General features: G+C 48.5%; 18 protein-coding genes. 12 read left to right on the top strand and 6 right to left on the bottom strand.

The annotated features are described in order from the left end of the window. Positions 1-18: 18 nt before the first annotated feature. The 3 genes from K4305_RS03580 to K4305_RS03575 all read right to left on the bottom strand — a co-directional run bounded on the left by K4305_RS03580 (position 19) and on the right by K4305_RS03575 (position 2,847). A complete protein-coding gene (locus K4305_RS03580; RefSeq protein ID WP_331560967.1) occupies positions 19-993 on the bottom strand; it encodes an ATP-grasp fold amidoligase family protein in 975 nt (324 codons plus the stop codon). A 402-nt stretch (positions 994-1,395) separates the two neighbouring features. Next, a complete protein-coding gene (locus K4305_RS12275; RefSeq protein WP_442880420.1) occupies positions 1,396-1,605 on the bottom strand; it encodes a hypothetical protein in 210 nt (69 codons plus the stop codon). Positions 1,606-1,809: 204 nt separating this feature from the next. Continuing rightward, positions 1,810-2,847 (bottom strand): glycosyltransferase family 9 protein, encoded by a 1,038-nt coding sequence (locus K4305_RS03575; RefSeq protein ID WP_331560965.1) that lies wholly within the window; start codon positions 2,845-2,847, stop codon positions 1,810-1,812. Positions 2,848-3,161: 314 nt separating this feature from the next. Here K4305_RS03575 and K4305_RS03570 point away from each other — a divergent pair, with 314 nt between their 5' ends. The 3 genes from K4305_RS03570 (at position 3,162) to K4305_RS03560 (ending at position 5,217) form a co-directional block, all read left to right on the top strand. Beyond that, complete coding sequence (locus K4305_RS03570; RefSeq protein WP_331560964.1) at positions 3,162-3,923, top strand: hypothetical protein; 762 nt, start codon at positions 3,162-3,164, stop codon at positions 3,921-3,923. 12 nt (positions 3,924-3,935) lie between these two features. Continuing rightward, positions 3,936-4,088: a hypothetical protein gene (locus tag K4305_RS03565; protein ID WP_331560963.1), complete on the top strand. Its 153-nt coding sequence runs from the start codon at positions 3,936-3,938 to the stop codon at positions 4,086-4,088. Between the two features lie 361 nt (positions 4,089-4,449). Further along, on the top strand, positions 4,450-5,217 hold the full coding sequence (locus K4305_RS03560) for a hypothetical protein (RefSeq protein WP_331560962.1): 768 nt from the start codon (positions 4,450-4,452) through the stop codon (positions 5,215-5,217). 74 nt (positions 5,218-5,291) lie between these two features. Here the strand turns inward: K4305_RS03560 and K4305_RS03555 are convergent, their stop codons facing one another. Both K4305_RS03555 and K4305_RS03550 read right to left on the bottom strand, forming a co-directional pair. Then, entirely contained in the window at positions 5,292-6,422 is a 1,131-nt protein-coding gene (locus tag K4305_RS03555; protein WP_331560961.1) for a glycosyltransferase, read from the bottom strand. Then, positions 6,419-7,498: a glycosyltransferase gene (locus K4305_RS03550; protein WP_331560960.1), complete on the bottom strand. Its 1,080-nt coding sequence runs from the start codon at positions 7,496-7,498 to the stop codon at positions 6,419-6,421. The genes K4305_RS03555 and K4305_RS03550 overlap by 4 nt, the downstream gene beginning before the upstream one ends. 157 nt (positions 7,499-7,655) lie before the next feature. Between K4305_RS03550 and K4305_RS03545 the strand changes: the two genes are divergently transcribed. Further along, positions 7,656-8,264 (top strand): YrbL family protein, encoded by a 609-nt coding sequence (locus K4305_RS03545; protein WP_331560959.1) that lies wholly within the window; start codon positions 7,656-7,658, stop codon positions 8,262-8,264. Between the two features lie 37 nt (positions 8,265-8,301). Here the strand turns inward: K4305_RS03545 and K4305_RS03540 are convergent, their stop codons facing one another. Then, positions 8,302-9,372 carry a glycosyltransferase gene (locus tag K4305_RS03540; RefSeq protein WP_331560958.1) on the bottom strand — a complete coding sequence of 357 codons (1,071 nt, stop codon included), beginning with the start codon at positions 9,370-9,372 and terminating at the stop codon, positions 8,302-8,304. Positions 9,373-9,528: 156 nt separating this feature from the next. On the opposite strand from K4305_RS03540, the gene K4305_RS03535 reads away from it, so the two are divergent. The 8 genes from K4305_RS03535 (at position 9,529) to nusA (ending at position 16,097) form a co-directional block, all read left to right on the top strand. Next, a complete protein-coding gene (locus tag K4305_RS03535) occupies positions 9,529-10,428 on the top strand; it encodes a CPBP family intramembrane glutamic endopeptidase (RefSeq protein ID WP_331560957.1) in 900 nt (299 codons plus the stop codon). Between the two features lie 34 nt (positions 10,429-10,462). Then, the gene (locus K4305_RS03530; RefSeq protein ID WP_331560956.1) at positions 10,463-11,284 is read left to right on the top strand and encodes a phosphatidate cytidylyltransferase; all 822 of its coding nucleotides are present in this window, start codon (positions 10,463-10,465) and stop codon (positions 11,282-11,284) included. Between the two features lie 125 nt (positions 11,285-11,409). Further along, positions 11,410-11,880 carry a PTS sugar transporter subunit IIA gene (locus K4305_RS03525; protein ID WP_331560955.1) on the top strand — a complete coding sequence of 157 codons (471 nt, stop codon included), beginning with the start codon at positions 11,410-11,412 and terminating at the stop codon, positions 11,878-11,880. A gap of 131 nt (positions 11,881-12,011) precedes the next feature. After that, positions 12,012-13,304 carry a histidine--tRNA ligase gene (gene hisS / locus K4305_RS03520; protein WP_331560954.1) on the top strand — a complete coding sequence of 431 codons (1,293 nt, stop codon included), beginning with the start codon at positions 12,012-12,014 and terminating at the stop codon, positions 13,302-13,304. Next, positions 13,301-13,597 carry a glutaredoxin family protein gene (locus K4305_RS03515; protein WP_331560953.1) on the top strand — a complete coding sequence of 99 codons (297 nt, stop codon included), beginning with the start codon at positions 13,301-13,303 and terminating at the stop codon, positions 13,595-13,597. Before hisS ends, K4305_RS03515 begins: the two co-directional genes overlap by 4 nt. A gap of 21 nt (positions 13,598-13,618) precedes the next feature. Further along, positions 13,619-13,843 carry a hypothetical protein gene (locus K4305_RS03510; protein ID WP_331560951.1) on the top strand — a complete coding sequence of 75 codons (225 nt, stop codon included), beginning with the start codon at positions 13,619-13,621 and terminating at the stop codon, positions 13,841-13,843. 131 nt (positions 13,844-13,974) lie between these two features. After that, complete coding sequence (gene rimP / locus K4305_RS03505; RefSeq protein ID WP_331560950.1) at positions 13,975-14,505, top strand: ribosome maturation factor RimP; 531 nt, start codon at positions 13,975-13,977, stop codon at positions 14,503-14,505. Between the two features lie 56 nt (positions 14,506-14,561). Continuing rightward, positions 14,562-16,097: a transcription termination factor NusA gene (nusA, locus tag K4305_RS03500; RefSeq protein WP_331560948.1), complete on the top strand. Its 1,536-nt coding sequence runs from the start codon at positions 14,562-14,564 to the stop codon at positions 16,095-16,097. Positions 16,098-16,147: the final 50 nt, after the last annotated feature.

The raw sequence follows: 16,147 nt of genomic DNA, 5'->3' as shown, positions 1-16,147 counted from the left end.
GCAACGTGCTCCTGATCATTATTTATTGTAGATAAGATTGTTTGTATATCTTTTGTAAATGTTTATAGAGGAGTTGTTGTTATCTTTCCAGTAATTTTTTTTGTTTATCCATTTTGAGCCAAGAAAAAAGTCGACACTTATAGGTGATAATTCAAGTCTGCCTGATGCAGGATAATGTGTTAACTCACCGAAAAATATTCTGCCATCAAGAGTATAAAGATCAACTCTTACAAAGTCAAATGGAGCCGATAGCTTTTCAGATATATCGATCATTATCTGAAGCATTTCCGGTTTTTCTATGACTGGTCCATAAGTGTTTTTCCATTGAATATCTTGGTGATTCCAGTCAGTATCGTAAAAACTGCAAGATAGTTCATCCTCTCGATTGGTGTAAACCTGGATAAGTTCGCATTTGCCGTGTATCATCAGAAATTTATAGTCTTTCGGGGGTTTGCCGAAAGAATCCCGAAGGAACTTTTCTATAATGACCAATCGTTTGATTTTTTGATAAGCCCATTCATATGCAAAAAGGCCATAAGGTTTTGTAAGCCAATGATGCAGTTGTTTTGTTAATAATTTTATTTCAGCCGGATGCTTTCTGTCAATCAGGATGTTAGTTTTTGATGCATGATTTGTTTTTATGACATATTCTTCAGGAAGTCTCTGAAAAGGAATCTTTGTGGGATCATTACCAACATATAATAACGGAACAAGGATTTCGTTTGCAGTTTTATCACCAAGGATTAATCGCACATATTCTCTGACTCTATATTTGTCAGATGTAATTGTTAATAGTGGGTTTCTGTCAAATAGTTTTTTCCAGACAATTTTCTGATTCAGGCTTTTTGGATTGTCAATATCAAGTTGATAGCCAAGTTTATCAAAAAAACGTTTTTTTTCTTTTTGGAAGGAAGTCATATTCTCTCTTGCGGAAAAGATAATCCAGTTTGCGTATCGAAATAATTCCTTGAATAAACTAAATGTATAAATCATGGCCTATTATAAAAGTGTGATAAAAACGGCAATCTCGAAAAAGTCTTAAACACTATAAAGTATTAAAAAAAATCATATGGTATTGATAAAAGACTGGCAAGCAGTATTTTATGTCAATTGTCATCATTTTGCCTGTACTGTCATTAAAGATATCAATCCTCTCGGTCTTTTTGACGAATATGGCTCTTCTTGAGCGCCACAAATAATTAAAAGATCTATCATCCGGCGAGTTCGAACAGGTTGTCCGGAAAACATCGAACATTAAACGCTCATCATTCTTTCTGCAGAAAAAAATATAAAAAGTGTTCGAAGTTAATCCATTTTCGCCATGACATTACGCTTAGAATATGAGCCCTCCCCATTTCCAGGACAACGCAGGTGTATTTCCATGATTTGAGATCCTCACTTATGGCGTGTCCTATTTATCCGACTTGTCATATTGATGTTGAGGAGTTCAAAAAAGAGATGGTATCTGCCTTCATGAATCGTCATAAACGGGTCTGCGACAAAGCGCGTTTTTGCTTCGGTCACGTCATGAGCTGTCAGGATCGGATTGGTTATGCCTGAAGCGGGAACGAGCGTGATTGGATCAGGGCCTTCATAAATGCCGATAGACCAGATTTCACATCCCTTTCGCAGATTATCCTCCGTAGGAGCTTCATTTTCTCATGAACAAGCCATCCTTCAGCTATCAGCAATGCGAAAAACGTAATCAAAAACGCTATCATTAGTTCAGCTTCCATAACAGATCGTATGTTTCGTCATTGGCAGCTTGGCCTAAATTAAGCCGATTTTAAGGTTGTTTTCCAAAAAAAGCTAAACCATTTTTTTAATGGCACTTACTACGGTGCTGATTTGAATTCCAGAGACATCGCCAGTGTTCGATATGGTGAGTTCATTCTGAATGCGGTAAGGTCCGAAACGTGTAATATCATGTGGCGCTTGGCGGTAGAGTCCGACGATGGGGGTTTTTGTCGCGGATGCAATATGAATGAGAGAGGTGTCCGGAGTAATGAGCAGATCAAGCTTTTCAACAATACGAAGAACCTCGAAGAGGTTTGCCGTCGGAGGTGATGCAAGCGTATTGCGGCACTTCCGTTCAATGTTTATTTTCAGTTCTGTTTCAGTTGGACCAGAGAGGACTACAAACATACGGTTCGGAAAACGTTCCAGGAGTTGTGTCCAGTTTTTTTCCGGCCATGTTCGGTTAGGTTCGCCTGCGCTTATGTTGATACCTGTAACCTTTTTATCACTGAGTTGGCTGAGGAAATGATGCAGTGCATCAGATAGCGGTTGAGGTGAGAGGGACGGACGACATTCTTCCAGACCGTAATGTATACCCAGCACGTCAAGGAGCGCGCAATTTTTCAGTGACATGTGGGTGTGATAGTCCAAATCGATCAACCGGTCATAGAGATGTTCATGGAAAGGATTTCTATGGCCGACCCTGAAATTTGCCGGAATGAGTACGGACTGAAGCAGAAAATGTGCTGATGGGTGATCCTTCGTGTTAAACAGCAGGTCGAACTTTCGGGAAAGTACGTTCCTGATGAAATCTGTCGGCTTTTTTTTTGCCAGATGTATGGCTGTGACATCCGGGTCATTCATAAAAAACGTTGCCGATTCCCGGCTGAAGGCGATGATGTGAATTTCAAGGTCGGGGTATGCTCGGCGCAGGTTTCGGATCAGTGGTGTGAGTAAAACACAGTCACCTAGTTTTTCTTGGGCAAGGATTGCTACAGAGTTAAGCTTGCCATTGAATGTTGTTGCGCCATTTCTGCTTGGAAGCAGCAACTGCAGAAAACGGGCGAAAGCCTGACGAAACTGACGTTTTTTTTTCTTTCGGGGTTTCATTTCCGAGCTATTTGTTTTTGAGAACGGCTATTGATATGGACTTTCGTGTTTGTTCTGCATAGAATGTATGTTAGTCAACAGAGATCTTGAGGACGCAATGTACATCATTTTTTCTTTTGTATGCTTTAATGGCTTTTCGAAAGCGAATCTGCACTGTGCGAAAGACGTCTTCACGGTCGATATATGAAGGCCTTATGTCAGGGTCATGGGAGGTACTGAAATTGATTTGTTGATGCATTGCTGAAATTTCTGAAAAAAAAGTAATTTTTCCCTCAAAAACCTTGTGCTTCAACATCGGAAAATAAAGTCAAAGTATGAAAAAAATTATAGTTATCGGATCAAAGCCGAATGCTTTTATTCCTGATGGAGACGCGATCTATTGTGCTAATGTCTCAATAGTGTATTATGCCGGCCAGGTATCCCGTTTCAAACAGATAGTAAATCTCATCACGCCCAAGGCCATCGAAGATCAGGTGCCACAAAACAGCTTCAGCAAGAGTTCCCTATACCGTAGACAGTGGAAAATGATGTTAAAAACAAGTCGGGCTCGACTTGTTATTCTGAAGAGCAGTGACGCAGATAATATGATCAATGATTTACGACATTTCGGATACGATGCTCCGATAACCCTTATAAGCGACCAGGAGCGCCGAAAGCTTGTTGCTAAGGTTTCCGGATGTGACGATCCGATTTTATCTGCCGATTTTATCCGTCTTTCGCCAAAACTGAAAGTCAGGTATGCCGGTTCCGCCACAAGTATCATTCTGAAAAGGATATTCGATCAGAGCAAGACCTCCAATGCTATCTTCAGGCCATCGACAGGTGTAATCTCTTTATTGTACGCCATCGCAGAAAACGGAGCTGACTGTGAGTATGTCGTCGCAGGCATCGGACTGAATAATCGGAGCGAGTATATTCATACCAAACTATCTTCGGCAATACGGTCTTCCGATACATCCATTCCGCATCATGTATTTGCGGATCGCAAAATTCTGAGGATGCTCTCGACAAAATACCGCATCACGACAACGGAACCTGAGTTGGCAAGCATTTTGCGCCAATTTACACGCCGGTGATTATGGGCTGCGATGGCACAGCAATGCGTCGTCGAAGATGAGGCAAATGTCGTATGGTTTCAGCGAATTACGGCCAAGCTTGTCGATGTATTCATCAGCATTCAGCATCCGGTATCGTTCCGAAAGTCAGTCGATCATCAGGCCAAACTCTTTGCCGGAGATTGATCCCTGGGATACGGGGGTGATGTTTATTATGAAAGTGATGAAACATCACAGCATGCGTGTCGTGCCTATTGGCGTATATCAGCTTCATCCTGTAGTTTGTGTTGAGATTCATATCTCGTTCCGGCTGAAAAGCAATAGTACAATCTCAAAGCATAATACTCCTGATGAGATAAGTAATCAATTTCATCGGATGCGTATATTTTGTGATACATACTGTTCGATTCTGCCGTTGCAATTGGCTATACTGCTAATCGATGAAAATCCTGAAACGGTCATAACGCTAAGATTTTTAACGGTCACTACCTGCGTGGCCGGATAAACCGAGCCTGCCATATATAATATGGGGGTAATAAGTTAGATAATGAGTGGGAAGAAAAAGCTGGTCGTTGTGCTCGGCTCAAAGCCTGGCGCTGTAATTCCTTACGGTGATGCAATTTACTGCGCCAATGCTGCCATTGGTTATTATGCAGAAACAGTTTGTCGATTCCCGATCGTGGTCAGTGTGCTCAATCCTGACGTGATTCACCCGAAAGAACGTAAGGAGGGCGCTTCGGGAAGGGATTTTTTTACGAGACAGTTCGAAATGATTATTGCATCCAAGCCTGAACGGGTTATTCTGACAAGAACGGGCAGTTTCGGGTTGCTCAGGGATGTGCTTGCTGATGCAGGGTTCAATCCACAGTTGACGGCGATTTCAGTTGAAGATCGACGAATGCTTGTCGGCAAGCTCAGCGGCTGTTATGACCCGATCTTGACACATGATTTTTTTTACTTGCCGCTTGCAAAAAAATTCAGGTATGCAGGTTCATTGACAAGTACATTTCTGAAAAGGTTACTGAACAAACGAAAGGATTGCGGCTCTGCATTCAGGCCATCAACTGGTATTCTGGCTCTGTTATTCGCTATCGCTGATTATGGCGCTGATGCCGAATATGTCATTTGCGGCATTGGTATACGAAAAAGGAGTGAATATCTGGGAGCAAACAATAAACACAAGCGAGACCTTCCCCAGCATGTCTTTGCCGATAGCAAGGTACTGAAAAAACTGTCTCGGCGTTACCATCTTTCAACGACAGAGCCAGAAATTATGCATATGCTCCCGGCTTACCAGACTCGAGACGATACATAAAATATGCATCATTGTTTCCTGGTCAATGCTGAGTCGTGATGATTTCTCTCATGTTCTGGTCATTTTCCGATCGATCAATACGAGCGAAGTCCTGATATGGGAGCTGTTTTTTCAGACAGTGTCTGCAAGAGATAGCGTTCGAGGTTGCTTACCATAGCCTCGGTAGTGAACGTGTTCTTAACCCGCTCATAGCCGGCTTGGCCGAGGGTATAGAGTGCTGAAGGGCTATCGATGATGGATCTGATCGCATCTGCAATGGCCTGTGGATCCCTTGGAGGGATGATGATGCCTGTATTGCACTCCGTACCGGATTCGTTTGTTCCCATAAGCTCCCGGGCGCCGTTGACATCCGTGGCGACGACAGGTTTTCCCATGGCCATCGCCTCCATGACAACGTTAGGCATGCCTTCGAAAAGCGATGCCAGGACGAACAGGTCGCAACCTTTGAGCATGGGGTTAATATCGTCGCTGAAGCCCAGCAATGCGACTGTATCTTCGAGTTTCAACCGACGGATCTGGTTAGTGAGATCATCCTCAAGCTTGCCGTCTCCTGAGATGGCAAAGAGCAGGTCGCTGCGTTCTTTTCTGAGGATGGCAGCCGCTTCGATCAGATAATTGAACCCTTTCTGCCCGGAGAGGCGTCCTGCGCTGTAAATGATTTTTTTTCTGGAGAAACGGGCGGCAAAATTATACGGTTCGACCTTTTCGGGAATATCAAGCCCGTTGTATATCACCTTGACGAAATCGGCGGGGAACCAGCCGTACTGCGAGTAGGTGTCCCTGATGGTTCTGCTGTTGGTGATGATGCCGTCGGTAAGGTTGGTGATCGTTACTTTATGTTTCCATTTGCGACTGCAGAGCAGCATGCCATGGCGGGCAAGAACAATAGGGGTTTTTGCCAATCGTGCGGCAAGGCCGGCGACGCGAACATCCTTGTTGAGGTTGCAGATCAGAATATCGATGTTGTGCTGTTTGAGGTAGTGTGCGATTCTCAGTGTGGTCAGCGGGCTCAGGTCTCCCCGGATTTCGAAGACTTTCGTACTGACGCCTTTTGATCTGGCGTACTCGATAGTTCGGGAGTTCTTTTTGCTTGCGATAACGACGTTATGGTTTCTTGCTCCCAGCCCCCTGGCGGCATTGACCATCCATTTTTCGCCGCCGCCGAACTTGTTGCGGCCTATGGAGTTGACGAAAAGAACGTTCATGAGCGTTGCCTGTTCAGGGTCATTTCAGTTAAGAATTCGAGCAGTTCCTTATCCATACGGGGTATCGAAAAAAGCTGTGTGACTGTTATATGGGCAGCCGAACCGACAGCGTTCCGGTGTTGCGGGTTATGGTACAGTTTGCCGATGACTGCTGCAAGTTTTTTTTCGTCGGCGAAAGGCACCAGAAAGCCGTTTTCGCCATCCAATATGATTTCCTCAATTCCTCCTGATGGCGTACTTACCGGTACTGAGCCGAGGTACATGGCTTCGAGCAATGCGTTTGAAATGCCTTCGGAACTCGATGTAGACACAAATATATCACATGTCTTGTAGAGTGGGTAGGGATTGTCAAGAAATCCGGTCAGCACGACCTTGTCATCTATGTTGAGCGTTTTGACAAGTTGTTTCAGTTCTATGAGTTGCTGGCCGTCACCGGCAATGATAAGCGCTGCATCCGCGTCAGGAGAGTTCCTGAGGAATGCCGCGAATGAGCGGATTAGCATATCGAAACCTTTTCGGGCGGTCAGGGAGCCTGCTGCTGCGATAATGAATGATGCGGGTTTTGGAAAGGGTTCGTTGGAACGAATGTCGAGTTGGCGGCAATCAAGACCATTGTAGATTACCCGTATCTTTTCCGGTTCAATCCATTTTGTGACAGCAAGTGTCTCCCTGATTTTGCGTGAATTAACGATGATGCCGTCGGCCAGGGTTCGATAGACAAGTTTATGCCAGAAGGTGTCCTTGAGAGGCCGGTTGATGCCGAGCCGCAGGATGTTAACGGTACCGCATATCCGGCTGACAATGCCGGCAATAACATAATCCTTCCGCTTTGTTGGTATCAGTATATCGATATGCTCTTTCCTGATGATGCCTATAAGCCTGACGATGGTAACGGGATCGATTTCGGCTATAAAGGGCAGCCGAAACGTTCTGATGCCGAATCTTCTTGCGATTCGCGTGTCGCGATACGCAAGAAAGGTGTTGTGCTTTCCGGCAATCGTTTCAGCGGCAAGCAGGGTCCATTTTTCGTTGCCGCCCCAGCCGCGCCTGGCGGAATTCAGGAAAAGGATATTCATTCTGTGAACGAGCGCTTCGTCATGATAAAAAATGACATCGTGCGAAAAATACTGATTTTCGGTCAGTATGCTTCAACTGCTCAGGAATTGTTGCGGTTTTGAAAATTAATTTTACTATTTCTTACCATTAAACATTGATTTACTTGTCTGTTTTACAATGGGTTTTATCTCACTTGACAAAGCCGGGCTCATCGGGAAAGGATCTTCCCGTTTTTGTTATCAGCATCCGTCCGACCGCTGTAAATGTATAAAGATACAGAAGAACCCTGCCCTGAACATTACTTCCGAGGAGGTGAAACATTATCGAAAGTTCATCCGGCGAGGGATATCCTGGGAGATGGTCGCAAGGTACCATGAAACGGTACTGACAGACCAGGGGCCTGGAGCAGTTTTCGATATGCCTCGCGACTTCGATGGCAACGTTTCACGAACTTTGCATCATTATCTCCTGTCGGACGAGAGCAACTCCCGGATTGCTGTTATCATGGCGTCGGCACTTATGGATCTTAAGCGATACCTGTTGAAACAGAACATTATCATCAGAGAGTTGAAACCGGAGAATCTTGTCTGGTGTCGAGCAGGTGAATGTCACGGTCGATTCATTCTGGCCGACGGGATCGGCAATAACCAGTTTATTTCAGTCGCGACATACCTCAAACGATTTGGTCGCAGGGTTATCAATCGTAAGTGGGCTACTTTTGAACGTGATCTTCGCGAACTCTATTCCGGCAGTTCTTTCTCTGGTACCCTGCTGCTGTATCTTTGATATGATGCGATCTAATGTCGGCAGGTTTTTGTTGATTTTACACTGCCTGGTCATAGATTTCTTTACAGAATGTTACAATGCTTTCAGTCATGACAGGGATGCTGAATTGTCGGATGACGGTCTCTTTTGCCCGGTGGGCAATGATTTGCCTTTCGTTTTCGTTCCGGTAAAGCCGTTCGATGATGGAGGCAAGGCGTTCTTCGTTGCCGTAGTCAACCAGAAAGCCGTTACTTTCTTCATCAATGACTTCTTGTACACCGCCGGCAAATGTGCTGACAGGAGCGCATTCGAGGTACATGGCTTCGAGCAATGCGTTGGAAAGCCCTTCATTCGTTGACGTCATGGCAAAGATGTCGCATTGCCGCAGCATCGGGTAAGGATTTGCGATGAAGCCGGTGAAACGTACCCGGTCTGCTATGCCAAGTTTACTTGCCAGAGTTTCGAATTCCGGCTGATCGGCTCCTTCTCCCATGATAACGAGTCCTGCATCTGCATTCGGGTTGCTCCTGATGAAAAGTGCAAAGGAGCGGATCAGATAGTCGAATCCTTTGTTTCTGGTTACCCGGCCGAGCGCTCCTATGGTGAACGGATAAGGTTTTTCAGCGGGTTCATGCTTCAGGCGATCGATTTCTTTCGTGTCAAGTCCGTTATATATGACCTTGATCCGCGCTTTCCGGAACCAGCCGGTACGGAGAAGGGTATCCCTGATTTTTTCTGCGTTTACGATGAGAGCTTCGGGGAGGGTGGCATACATGAATCGTTGCCATGGCCAGCGAAGTCTGCGGTCTGCCCCAAGTCGGGCGATGACAGGCGTTTCGGTGATTCGCCCAGCTATGCCGGCCAGGAAATAGTCCTTTCGCTTTGTAGGAATGACGACTTCGATTTTCTCTTTTCTGATCAGGCGCACAAGTTTGTAGAGCGTATACATGTCGATATGGCTCAGGCAGGGAAGGCGGTATTTTTTTATGCTGAACCGGTTCCCGACGACCTCGCGCCGATAGACCAGCATTGTTTGATGGCCTGCTTCTGCAAGCGATTCTGCCGCCATGCAGGTCCATTTTTCCGTTCCGCCCCAGGTTCTTGCGGAGTTCATGAGGAGAATTCTCATGGAGAAACCATATTGTTTGTTGTGCGGGCAACCGGAAATGCCTTGCGTATTTTTCGGGAGGTTTGATACCGGTGTTTCGTATACTCAGCTTCGGTTCGCCGTAACCGGCCTTCGTTAAAATTAGATGTTTTTTTCAATTATCCTCCGTTCATCTGCATGTTGCTTAAGCTGGATGACAGGCCGTCGTTTCTGTTCAGCGCTTTCGTGCTGCTGGCCCTGATGGCGTTTTATGCAATTGCCGGCAGTGTTCTGCTGATGGTTCTGCCCGGCGGCATATCGGCGGTTCACGATCCTGTGCAGGGTGGAGCCGGGATGGTTGGGGCTTTGCGTTTTTCACAGGTTGCCGCTCAGGTGCTTGTTCTCGGGCTGCCGGTACTGCTGCTTGCATGGGTGCATACGCGGAGTCCGCTGCCGGTATCGAGGACATCGCTGCAGTTTCTGGGCGTAAAGGAAACGGTTTCCCTTCGGCAGGTTCTGTATGCTGTTCTCGGAATGATTTCGCTGCAGCCGCTGCTTTATTCCGTTATCGAACTTCAGGATCTTTTTTTATGGCCTGCTCTCGGCCCGGCCGGCGCGGGGGTGGTCGAGAGCCGCAAGCTGCTCGATGCCGTAATTCAGAGGCTCGCGGGAGTGCATTCGCCCGGCGAGGCCGCCGTTGTCGCCATTGTGCTTGCCCTGACGCCGGCTTTATGCGAGGAGCTGCTGTTCAGGGGATATCTGCAGCAGAACTGGTATAAGGCGCTTACCCCGTCAGGTTCCGTGCTTTTCACCGGATTCGTTTTTGCGGTTTTTCACCTCAGTGCGGCCAATCTTGTTCCGCTTACGATTCTGGGGTGGTATATTGGGTATATTTTCCTGAAAAGCGATAACCTTGCCGTGCCGGTTTTCGTACATCTTTTCAATAATATTGCGGCACTTGCCGTTATTCATGCTTTCGGGCCGTCACCGGAAGAGCCCTACGGGCTGGTTTTGTCGTTCTGGTGGTGGTCTGCCGTTGCCGGCAGTCTGTTTCTATTTGCGTTTTTCATGCGCCGGTTCAGGGCCTCGTGCTCCTGAATCGGCAAGCAGTTTTTTTCGTTAATCGATTTCTATGGGAAAGCTTCTCGGCATCAATCTTCTGCAGCGTGTTCTGGTGGCCATTGCAGGCATACCGGTTCTGGTCTGGGTAATCAAACTCGGAGGATTGGCTTTTTTTCTGCTGCTTCTTGTGCTTTCGCTTGCGGCTACCTATGAGTTCTACCGGCTCGCAATGCACAAGGCGGCGCCTCCTCCGCTCTGGCTCGCGTTGTTTCTGACGGTTCTTCTGCAGCTTAATTTCTATACCGGTACGGTAGATACCTGGGAACTGCTGCTCGGAGTTGTTCTGCTGCTTTTCGTGATCGAGCTGTTTCGAAAGGATGGTTCCCCTCTGCTCAATCTCGGTTCCGTTCTGACGGCACTTCTTTACGTGAACCTCTGTTTCGGAGCCTTGCTGCAGCTGCGTCGCCATGGGCATGACGGCGAGGGCGAAGCGCTGGTTCTGCTGATGTTCGTTTGCGTCTGGGCTGCCGATATTTCGGCTTATTTCGGCGGGAGCATGCTCGGGGGACGGTTTATCAGAAGGAAACTTTTCGAGCGGCTCAGCCCGAGCAAGACGTGGGAGGGATATATGGCGGGGCTTGCCGGAAGCGTTGCGGCTTCGGCGGTCTGCTTTCAGCTGATGACGCAGCTTTCTCCGGCAGCAGTTTTTTTTACAGGCGTTCTGATCGGCGCGGTAAGTCCCGCAGGCGATCTTATCGAATCGATGTTCAAGCGCGACGCCGGGGTCAAGGATTCCTCTTCGCTTATTCCCGGCCATGGGGGCGTGCTCGACCGGTTCGACACCATCATGTTCGTTTCCCCGATTGTTTATTTTTTATCTTCCCGGCTTTAGCAATCCACAGAAAGGGTTGTACAGTACCCGATCAATTTTTTTTATATTACAAGCTTGTTTTCACGAGGCTGGAGAGTGATCCGGACTCGAAACGGACTGGATCATAATTGCAAGGTTGTGTGACAATGAAAATCGAAACTCTTCTTTCCGCCGGCTATATCGCCCTGAATCTCGAACTGGAAACAAAAAGCCAGGTTATCGATGCCATGCTCTCGATTGTTTCCGGCCATCCCGGCGTGAAGGATGCCGCGAGGCTGCGCAGCGATGTCCTGCGTCGTGAGCAGGAAATGTCGACAGGGATCGGCAAGAAGATCGCCCTGCCGCATGCCAAAACCGCTTCGGTTACGCAGCCGGTGCTCGCCCTTGCCACCTTGAAGCATGATCTCGATTTCGATGCTATCGATAACGAACCGGTCAGGATCGTTTTTCTTCTTGCCACGCCGGAAGAGATGCTTGCCGAGCACCTGAAGCTGCTCGGACGCATTACGAGGCTTGCGGGTCGCAACGATTTCAGGGAACGGCTTATCGCCGAGGGTTCTCCGGATGGCGTTTTGGCGTTGTTCCGCGAGGAAGAGAAGGATTTTCCGCAGATATGAGGAAGGAAACAGGAGATAGGAGATGGGAGTCAGGAGATAAAAGATGGGAGGGAAATGTGGGAATGGCGGAGGAAAGATTTCGTGATGGAATTGAATAGTGGATTAACAGAACAGGTTTGCCAGAGAATCGTATGTCGAGTTATCAGGTCGTAAAGGGAGCGCGGGATATTTTTCCCGATGAGATGGTGCAATGGAAATATGTCGAGGAAGTGATACGCCGGCTTGCCGGTGTTTTCGGTTTCAGCGAGATACGCACTCCGGTTTTTGAGTATACCGAGCTGTTTCAGCGGAGCATAGGCGCCTCTACCGATATTGTCGGCAAGGAGATGTTCACCTTCTGTCCCGATGGCTCCGAACGCTCGATAACGCTCAGGCCCGAGATGACCGCAGGCGTGATGCGTGCGGTGCTGCAGAAAAATCTGCTTGTTTCGGCTCCGGTACAGAAGCTCTACTATATCAGCGAACTGTTCCGGAAGGAGCGACCCCAGGCGGGACGTCAGCGTCAGTTTACGCAGTTCGGCGCGGAACTGCTCGGGGCATCATCTCCTGCGGCCGTTGCCGAGGTTATCATGTTCATGATGCAGGTATTCGGTGAGCTTGGCCTCTCGGGTCTGCGGCTGAGGATCAATTCGCTTGGAAGCGCCGATGACCGGAGGATGTACAGGGAGGAGCTGCGTTCATACCTGGCGCCGCATTACGGAATGCTTGACCAGGCATCCAGGGAACGGTTCGAAAAGAATCCGCTGAGGATACTCGATTCGAAAAATCCCGATATGCAGGAGATCGTTTCCGGCGCTCCCAAACTGCATGAGCATCTGGGCGATGAGGCTCGCAGGGATTTCGATCAGGTCCTCGGTTACCTCGCCGGACGGGGTATCGATTTCAGTATCGATCATCTTCTGGTTCGCGGTCTTGATTACTACAGCTATACTGCGTTTGAGGTTTCATGTACGGCGCTTGGCGCGCAGGATGCGCTTGGCGGCGGAGGAAGATACGATTCCCTTGCTCTGGAACTCGGCAGCCCGAAAGAGGTTCCTGCCGCCGGGTTCGCTGTCGGTATGGAGCGACTGCTGATTGCCATGCAGAAGCAGAGGCTTCTGCCCGAGGCGGTGCCGCCGGGTCCGGAGGTATTTATTATTGTTCCGCAGCAGGAGTATTTCGACCAGGCGTTCGATATAGCGGCTCGATTGCGGAGCGCTGGAGTCGGCACGACGATCGATCTGGCAGGAAGAAGCATGAAGGCTCAGTTGCGCGAAGCAAACAGAATGCGGGCAGCATCGGCGCTGTTCGTTGGGGGCGACGAAATCGCATCGGGGCTGTTCCCGCTCAAGGATCTCGCTTCATCCACCCAGGAGGCGCTTTCTCTGGATGCGGTGATCGGGCGTCTGCGTCATGCTTCGATAATAAAAACCCAACAGCCATGAGCCGGCTGCATACGGTAACGGTTTACGGAAAACCGGATTGCTGTCTGTGCGATCAGGCGATGGCTGTGTTGTATAAAGTACAGTCGGCAGAGCCTTTCGTCCTTGAAAAAGTCGATATTTCGTACAGGGAGGATCTCCTTGAGCGTTACGGCGCCAGAATACCCGTCATTGCTGTCGACGGCGTCGAGGCGTTCCGTTACCGCATTCGTGAAGAACGGCTTCTCGAGCTGCTTTCCGGCAATGTTCCCTATACAGGAAATAATACCGGAAAGGAACGCGGCATTATTTCCTGAATGCAATCATCATTACTCGATATGCTTAAATTCATACTGCTCGCTCTGGTGCTCATTCTTCTGGTCCGCCTGGTGCTTAAGTTGCTGGGCAGGAGTTTCTTCATCAGGTATCGCGTCGATCTTCCCGGAAAAGGGAACGGGAGGGTTTCGCGTCCGGATTTCCGGAAAAAAACAGAGGACGCCGATTATGAAGTGATCGGAACGCAGTTGAGAGAGAGCGATTCTTCTTCACGCAAGGAGGCTTGACTATTCAGCCATTTTTTGCTACATTACATATCAGGGTTCGAACAGGCGCAGATCGATCGAAAGAGGTGACAAGTGGGGCTAACCCCACTTTTTTGTTTTCAGGATAAAACGAGAAAGGGCGAAAGGCGGCGATGCAAGGGGTGGAAGAAAAAATCAAACGTTGTATTCATCAGGTGCTGGAATCGTCTGCCGGTACCCGGGGCGAGGGCGTCTACCTTGTCCGGCTGCAGGTGAAAGGGGCCGGAAGGCACAGGAAAATCGAGGTGCTGCTGGACAGCGACAAGGGTATACGCATTGACCAGTGTTCATTTTTCAGCCGAAGGATACGGGAACTGCTCGAAACCGATGTTGAGCTACCGCTATTGACCGGCGAGGATTTCGATCTTGAAGTTTCTTCTCCGGGACTTGGCGAAGCTATCATTAATCCAAGGCAGTATATCCGGCATACCGGCAGGCTGCTGCGGGTTGTTTATACCGGAGAGCAGGGTGAAGAGGCAACAGTTACCGGTCGGCTGGTCAGGGTTATTATGGCTGCCGATAGCGTGACGTCGCTGGAACTCGCCTTGTTGAAAACAGGTAAAAAAAAGACAGGCGTCAGGCCGGAGCTCATTGAGCTTGCGCTCGGGCGCATCGTCAGGGCGGTTCCGGAAGTTGAATGGTAGCGGTTCAGGCATAACGGGAGAATTTTTACTTTTTATAAGCACAATCAGCAAATGAGATGGCGAGAAAGCAGGTAAAAGCGGAAGGTCAGGACAGGAGGGCGCAGATTGCAGGTGCGTTCGGCGAGATCGAGCAGTCGAAGATTTTTCTTGACAAGAAAGTGGAGAGTGCGGCTGTCAAGATGGATATTGCTGATCTTCTCAAGGATATTATCCAGAAGCAGCTCCGCAAGGATTATGATCCTGAGGTCGAGGCCAATATTTTCATCAATCCTGAACGGGGCGATTTCGAAGTCTATATTCTCAGAAAGATTGTCAGCGAAGTCGATATTCCCGCTATCGAAATCAGTCTGGACGAAGTAAGGAAAATCGACGATTCCCTTGAACTCGGGGATTACTATGAAGAGGGGCCCATTCGTCTTGAGGATTATCTGAGCAGAAAATCAATACAGATCATCAAGCAGTCCGTTCAGAAGAAAGTCCGCGATCTCGAACGTCTCGTCGTTTACGAGGAGTGCCTTGAAAAAGTGGGGGAGGTTGTAGCCGGCGAGGTCTATCAGGTCCGGTCTAACGAGGTTATTTTCACCTACAATACCTCAAAGGACCATCGGGTCGAGCTGGTGCTTCCGAAATCGGAAATGATGAAGAAGGATAATCCGCGCCGCACTCCGAGGATGAAGCTCTACGTCAAGCGGATAGAGCGCGAGAAGGTCAAGGTTCGCCTCGATGACGGGGAAATAGTAGAGCGCGAAAAGCCGGACGGCGGCATGAAAGTGATCGTTTCGAGGGTTGACGACAGGTTCCTGTATAAATTGTTCGAACACGAAGTTCCGGAGATTCTCGATGGACTCATTGTCATCAAGGGAATTGCCCGCGTGCCTGGAGAACGCGCTAAAGTCGCAGTGGAATCGACCAGTTCGCGTATCGATCCGGTTGGCGCGAGCGTCGGATATCGCGGCAAGCGCATACAGAGCATCGTCAAAGAGCTCAATAACGAAAATATCGACGTTATCTACTATACCGACGAGCCGCAGATCTTTATTGCCAGGGCGCTGCAGCCGGCAAAGATCGATCCGCTTACGGTGCATGCAGACATGAAAACACGCAAGGCAAGGGTGATGCTCAAGCCCGATCAGATCAAGTACGCTATCGGCAAGAATGGCAACAATATCCATCTGGCAGAAAAACTTACGGGTTACGAGATCGACGTCTACCGGGATGTTATCGACAAGTCGATGGAGGATCCCACGGATATCGATATCATCGAATTCCGCGAGGAGTTTGGCGACGACATGATTTACCAGCTTCTCGATGCAGGACTCGATACTGCCAAAAAAGTGCTCAAAGCCGGCGTCGAAGAGATCGAGCAGGCGCTTGTAGGACCGGTAAGGATCGAGGAGGTGCTGGTTTTCGGAAAAAGCAGCCGGAAGACGCCGCTCAAACCGAGAGAACGCAAAGTCACCGACGAGGAAAAGCGATACTGGAAGAAGATCGCCGACAATATCTACCGTACGGTCAGGGATCAGTTCACAGATGCCGATCTGTGCGACCTGTTCGACGAAAAGGAGTCGATTTTTCCGGATACGGAAGAGTAAGCGGAGCGGTACCCCGGAGATAACAGAGAGAGGATTAAGAGTCTATAAAA

It is taken from the genome of Chlorobium sp. (assembly GCF_036528655.1).
Taxonomy (GTDB): Bacteria; Bacteroidota; Chlorobiia; order Chlorobiales; family Chlorobiaceae; genus Chlorobium.
Note: the sequence above shows the minus strand (reverse complement) of the source record. Positions and strands in the feature narration are given on the sequence as shown.

Excerpts from the sequence above, each read along its gene's own strand:
- K4305_RS03580 (WP_331560967.1), bottom strand. The coding sequence starts at position 993 with ATGATTTATACATTTAGTTTATTCAAGGAATTATTTCGATACGCAAAC.
- K4305_RS03575 (WP_331560965.1), bottom strand. The coding sequence starts at position 2,847 with ATGAAACCCCGAAAGAAAAAAAAACGTCAGTTTCGTCAGGCTTTCGCC.
- K4305_RS03570 (WP_331560964.1), top strand. The coding sequence starts at position 3,162 with ATGAAAAAAATTATAGTTATCGGATCAAAGCCGAATGCTTTTATTCCT.
- K4305_RS03565 (WP_331560963.1), top strand. The coding sequence starts at position 3,936 with ATGGCACAGCAATGCGTCGTCGAAGATGAGGCAAATGTCGTATGGTTT.
- K4305_RS03560 (WP_331560962.1), top strand. The coding sequence starts at position 4,450 with ATGAGTGGGAAGAAAAAGCTGGTCGTTGTGCTCGGCTCAAAGCCTGGC.
- K4305_RS03555 (WP_331560961.1), bottom strand. The coding sequence starts at position 6,422 with ATGAACGTTCTTTTCGTCAACTCCATAGGCCGCAACAAGTTCGGCGGC.
- K4305_RS03550 (WP_331560960.1), bottom strand. The coding sequence starts at position 7,498 with ATGAATATCCTTTTCCTGAATTCCGCCAGGCGCGGCTGGGGCGGCAAC.
- K4305_RS03545 (WP_331560959.1), top strand. The coding sequence starts at position 7,656 with ATGGGTTTTATCTCACTTGACAAAGCCGGGCTCATCGGGAAAGGATCT.
- K4305_RS03540 (WP_331560958.1), bottom strand. The coding sequence starts at position 9,372 with ATGAGAATTCTCCTCATGAACTCCGCAAGAACCTGGGGCGGAACGGAA.
- K4305_RS03535 (WP_331560957.1), top strand. The coding sequence starts at position 9,529 with ATGTTGCTTAAGCTGGATGACAGGCCGTCGTTTCTGTTCAGCGCTTTC.
- K4305_RS03530 (WP_331560956.1), top strand. The coding sequence starts at position 10,463 with ATGGGAAAGCTTCTCGGCATCAATCTTCTGCAGCGTGTTCTGGTGGCC.
- K4305_RS03525 (WP_331560955.1), top strand. The coding sequence starts at position 11,410 with ATGAAAATCGAAACTCTTCTTTCCGCCGGCTATATCGCCCTGAATCTC.
- hisS (WP_331560954.1), top strand. The coding sequence starts at position 12,012 with ATGTCGAGTTATCAGGTCGTAAAGGGAGCGCGGGATATTTTTCCCGAT.
- K4305_RS03515 (WP_331560953.1), top strand. The coding sequence starts at position 13,301 with ATGAGCCGGCTGCATACGGTAACGGTTTACGGAAAACCGGATTGCTGT.
- K4305_RS03510 (WP_331560951.1), top strand. The coding sequence starts at position 13,619 with ATGCTTAAATTCATACTGCTCGCTCTGGTGCTCATTCTTCTGGTCCGC.
- rimP (WP_331560950.1), top strand. The coding sequence starts at position 13,975 with ATGCAAGGGGTGGAAGAAAAAATCAAACGTTGTATTCATCAGGTGCTG.
- nusA (WP_331560948.1), top strand. The coding sequence starts at position 14,562 with ATGGCGAGAAAGCAGGTAAAAGCGGAAGGTCAGGACAGGAGGGCGCAG.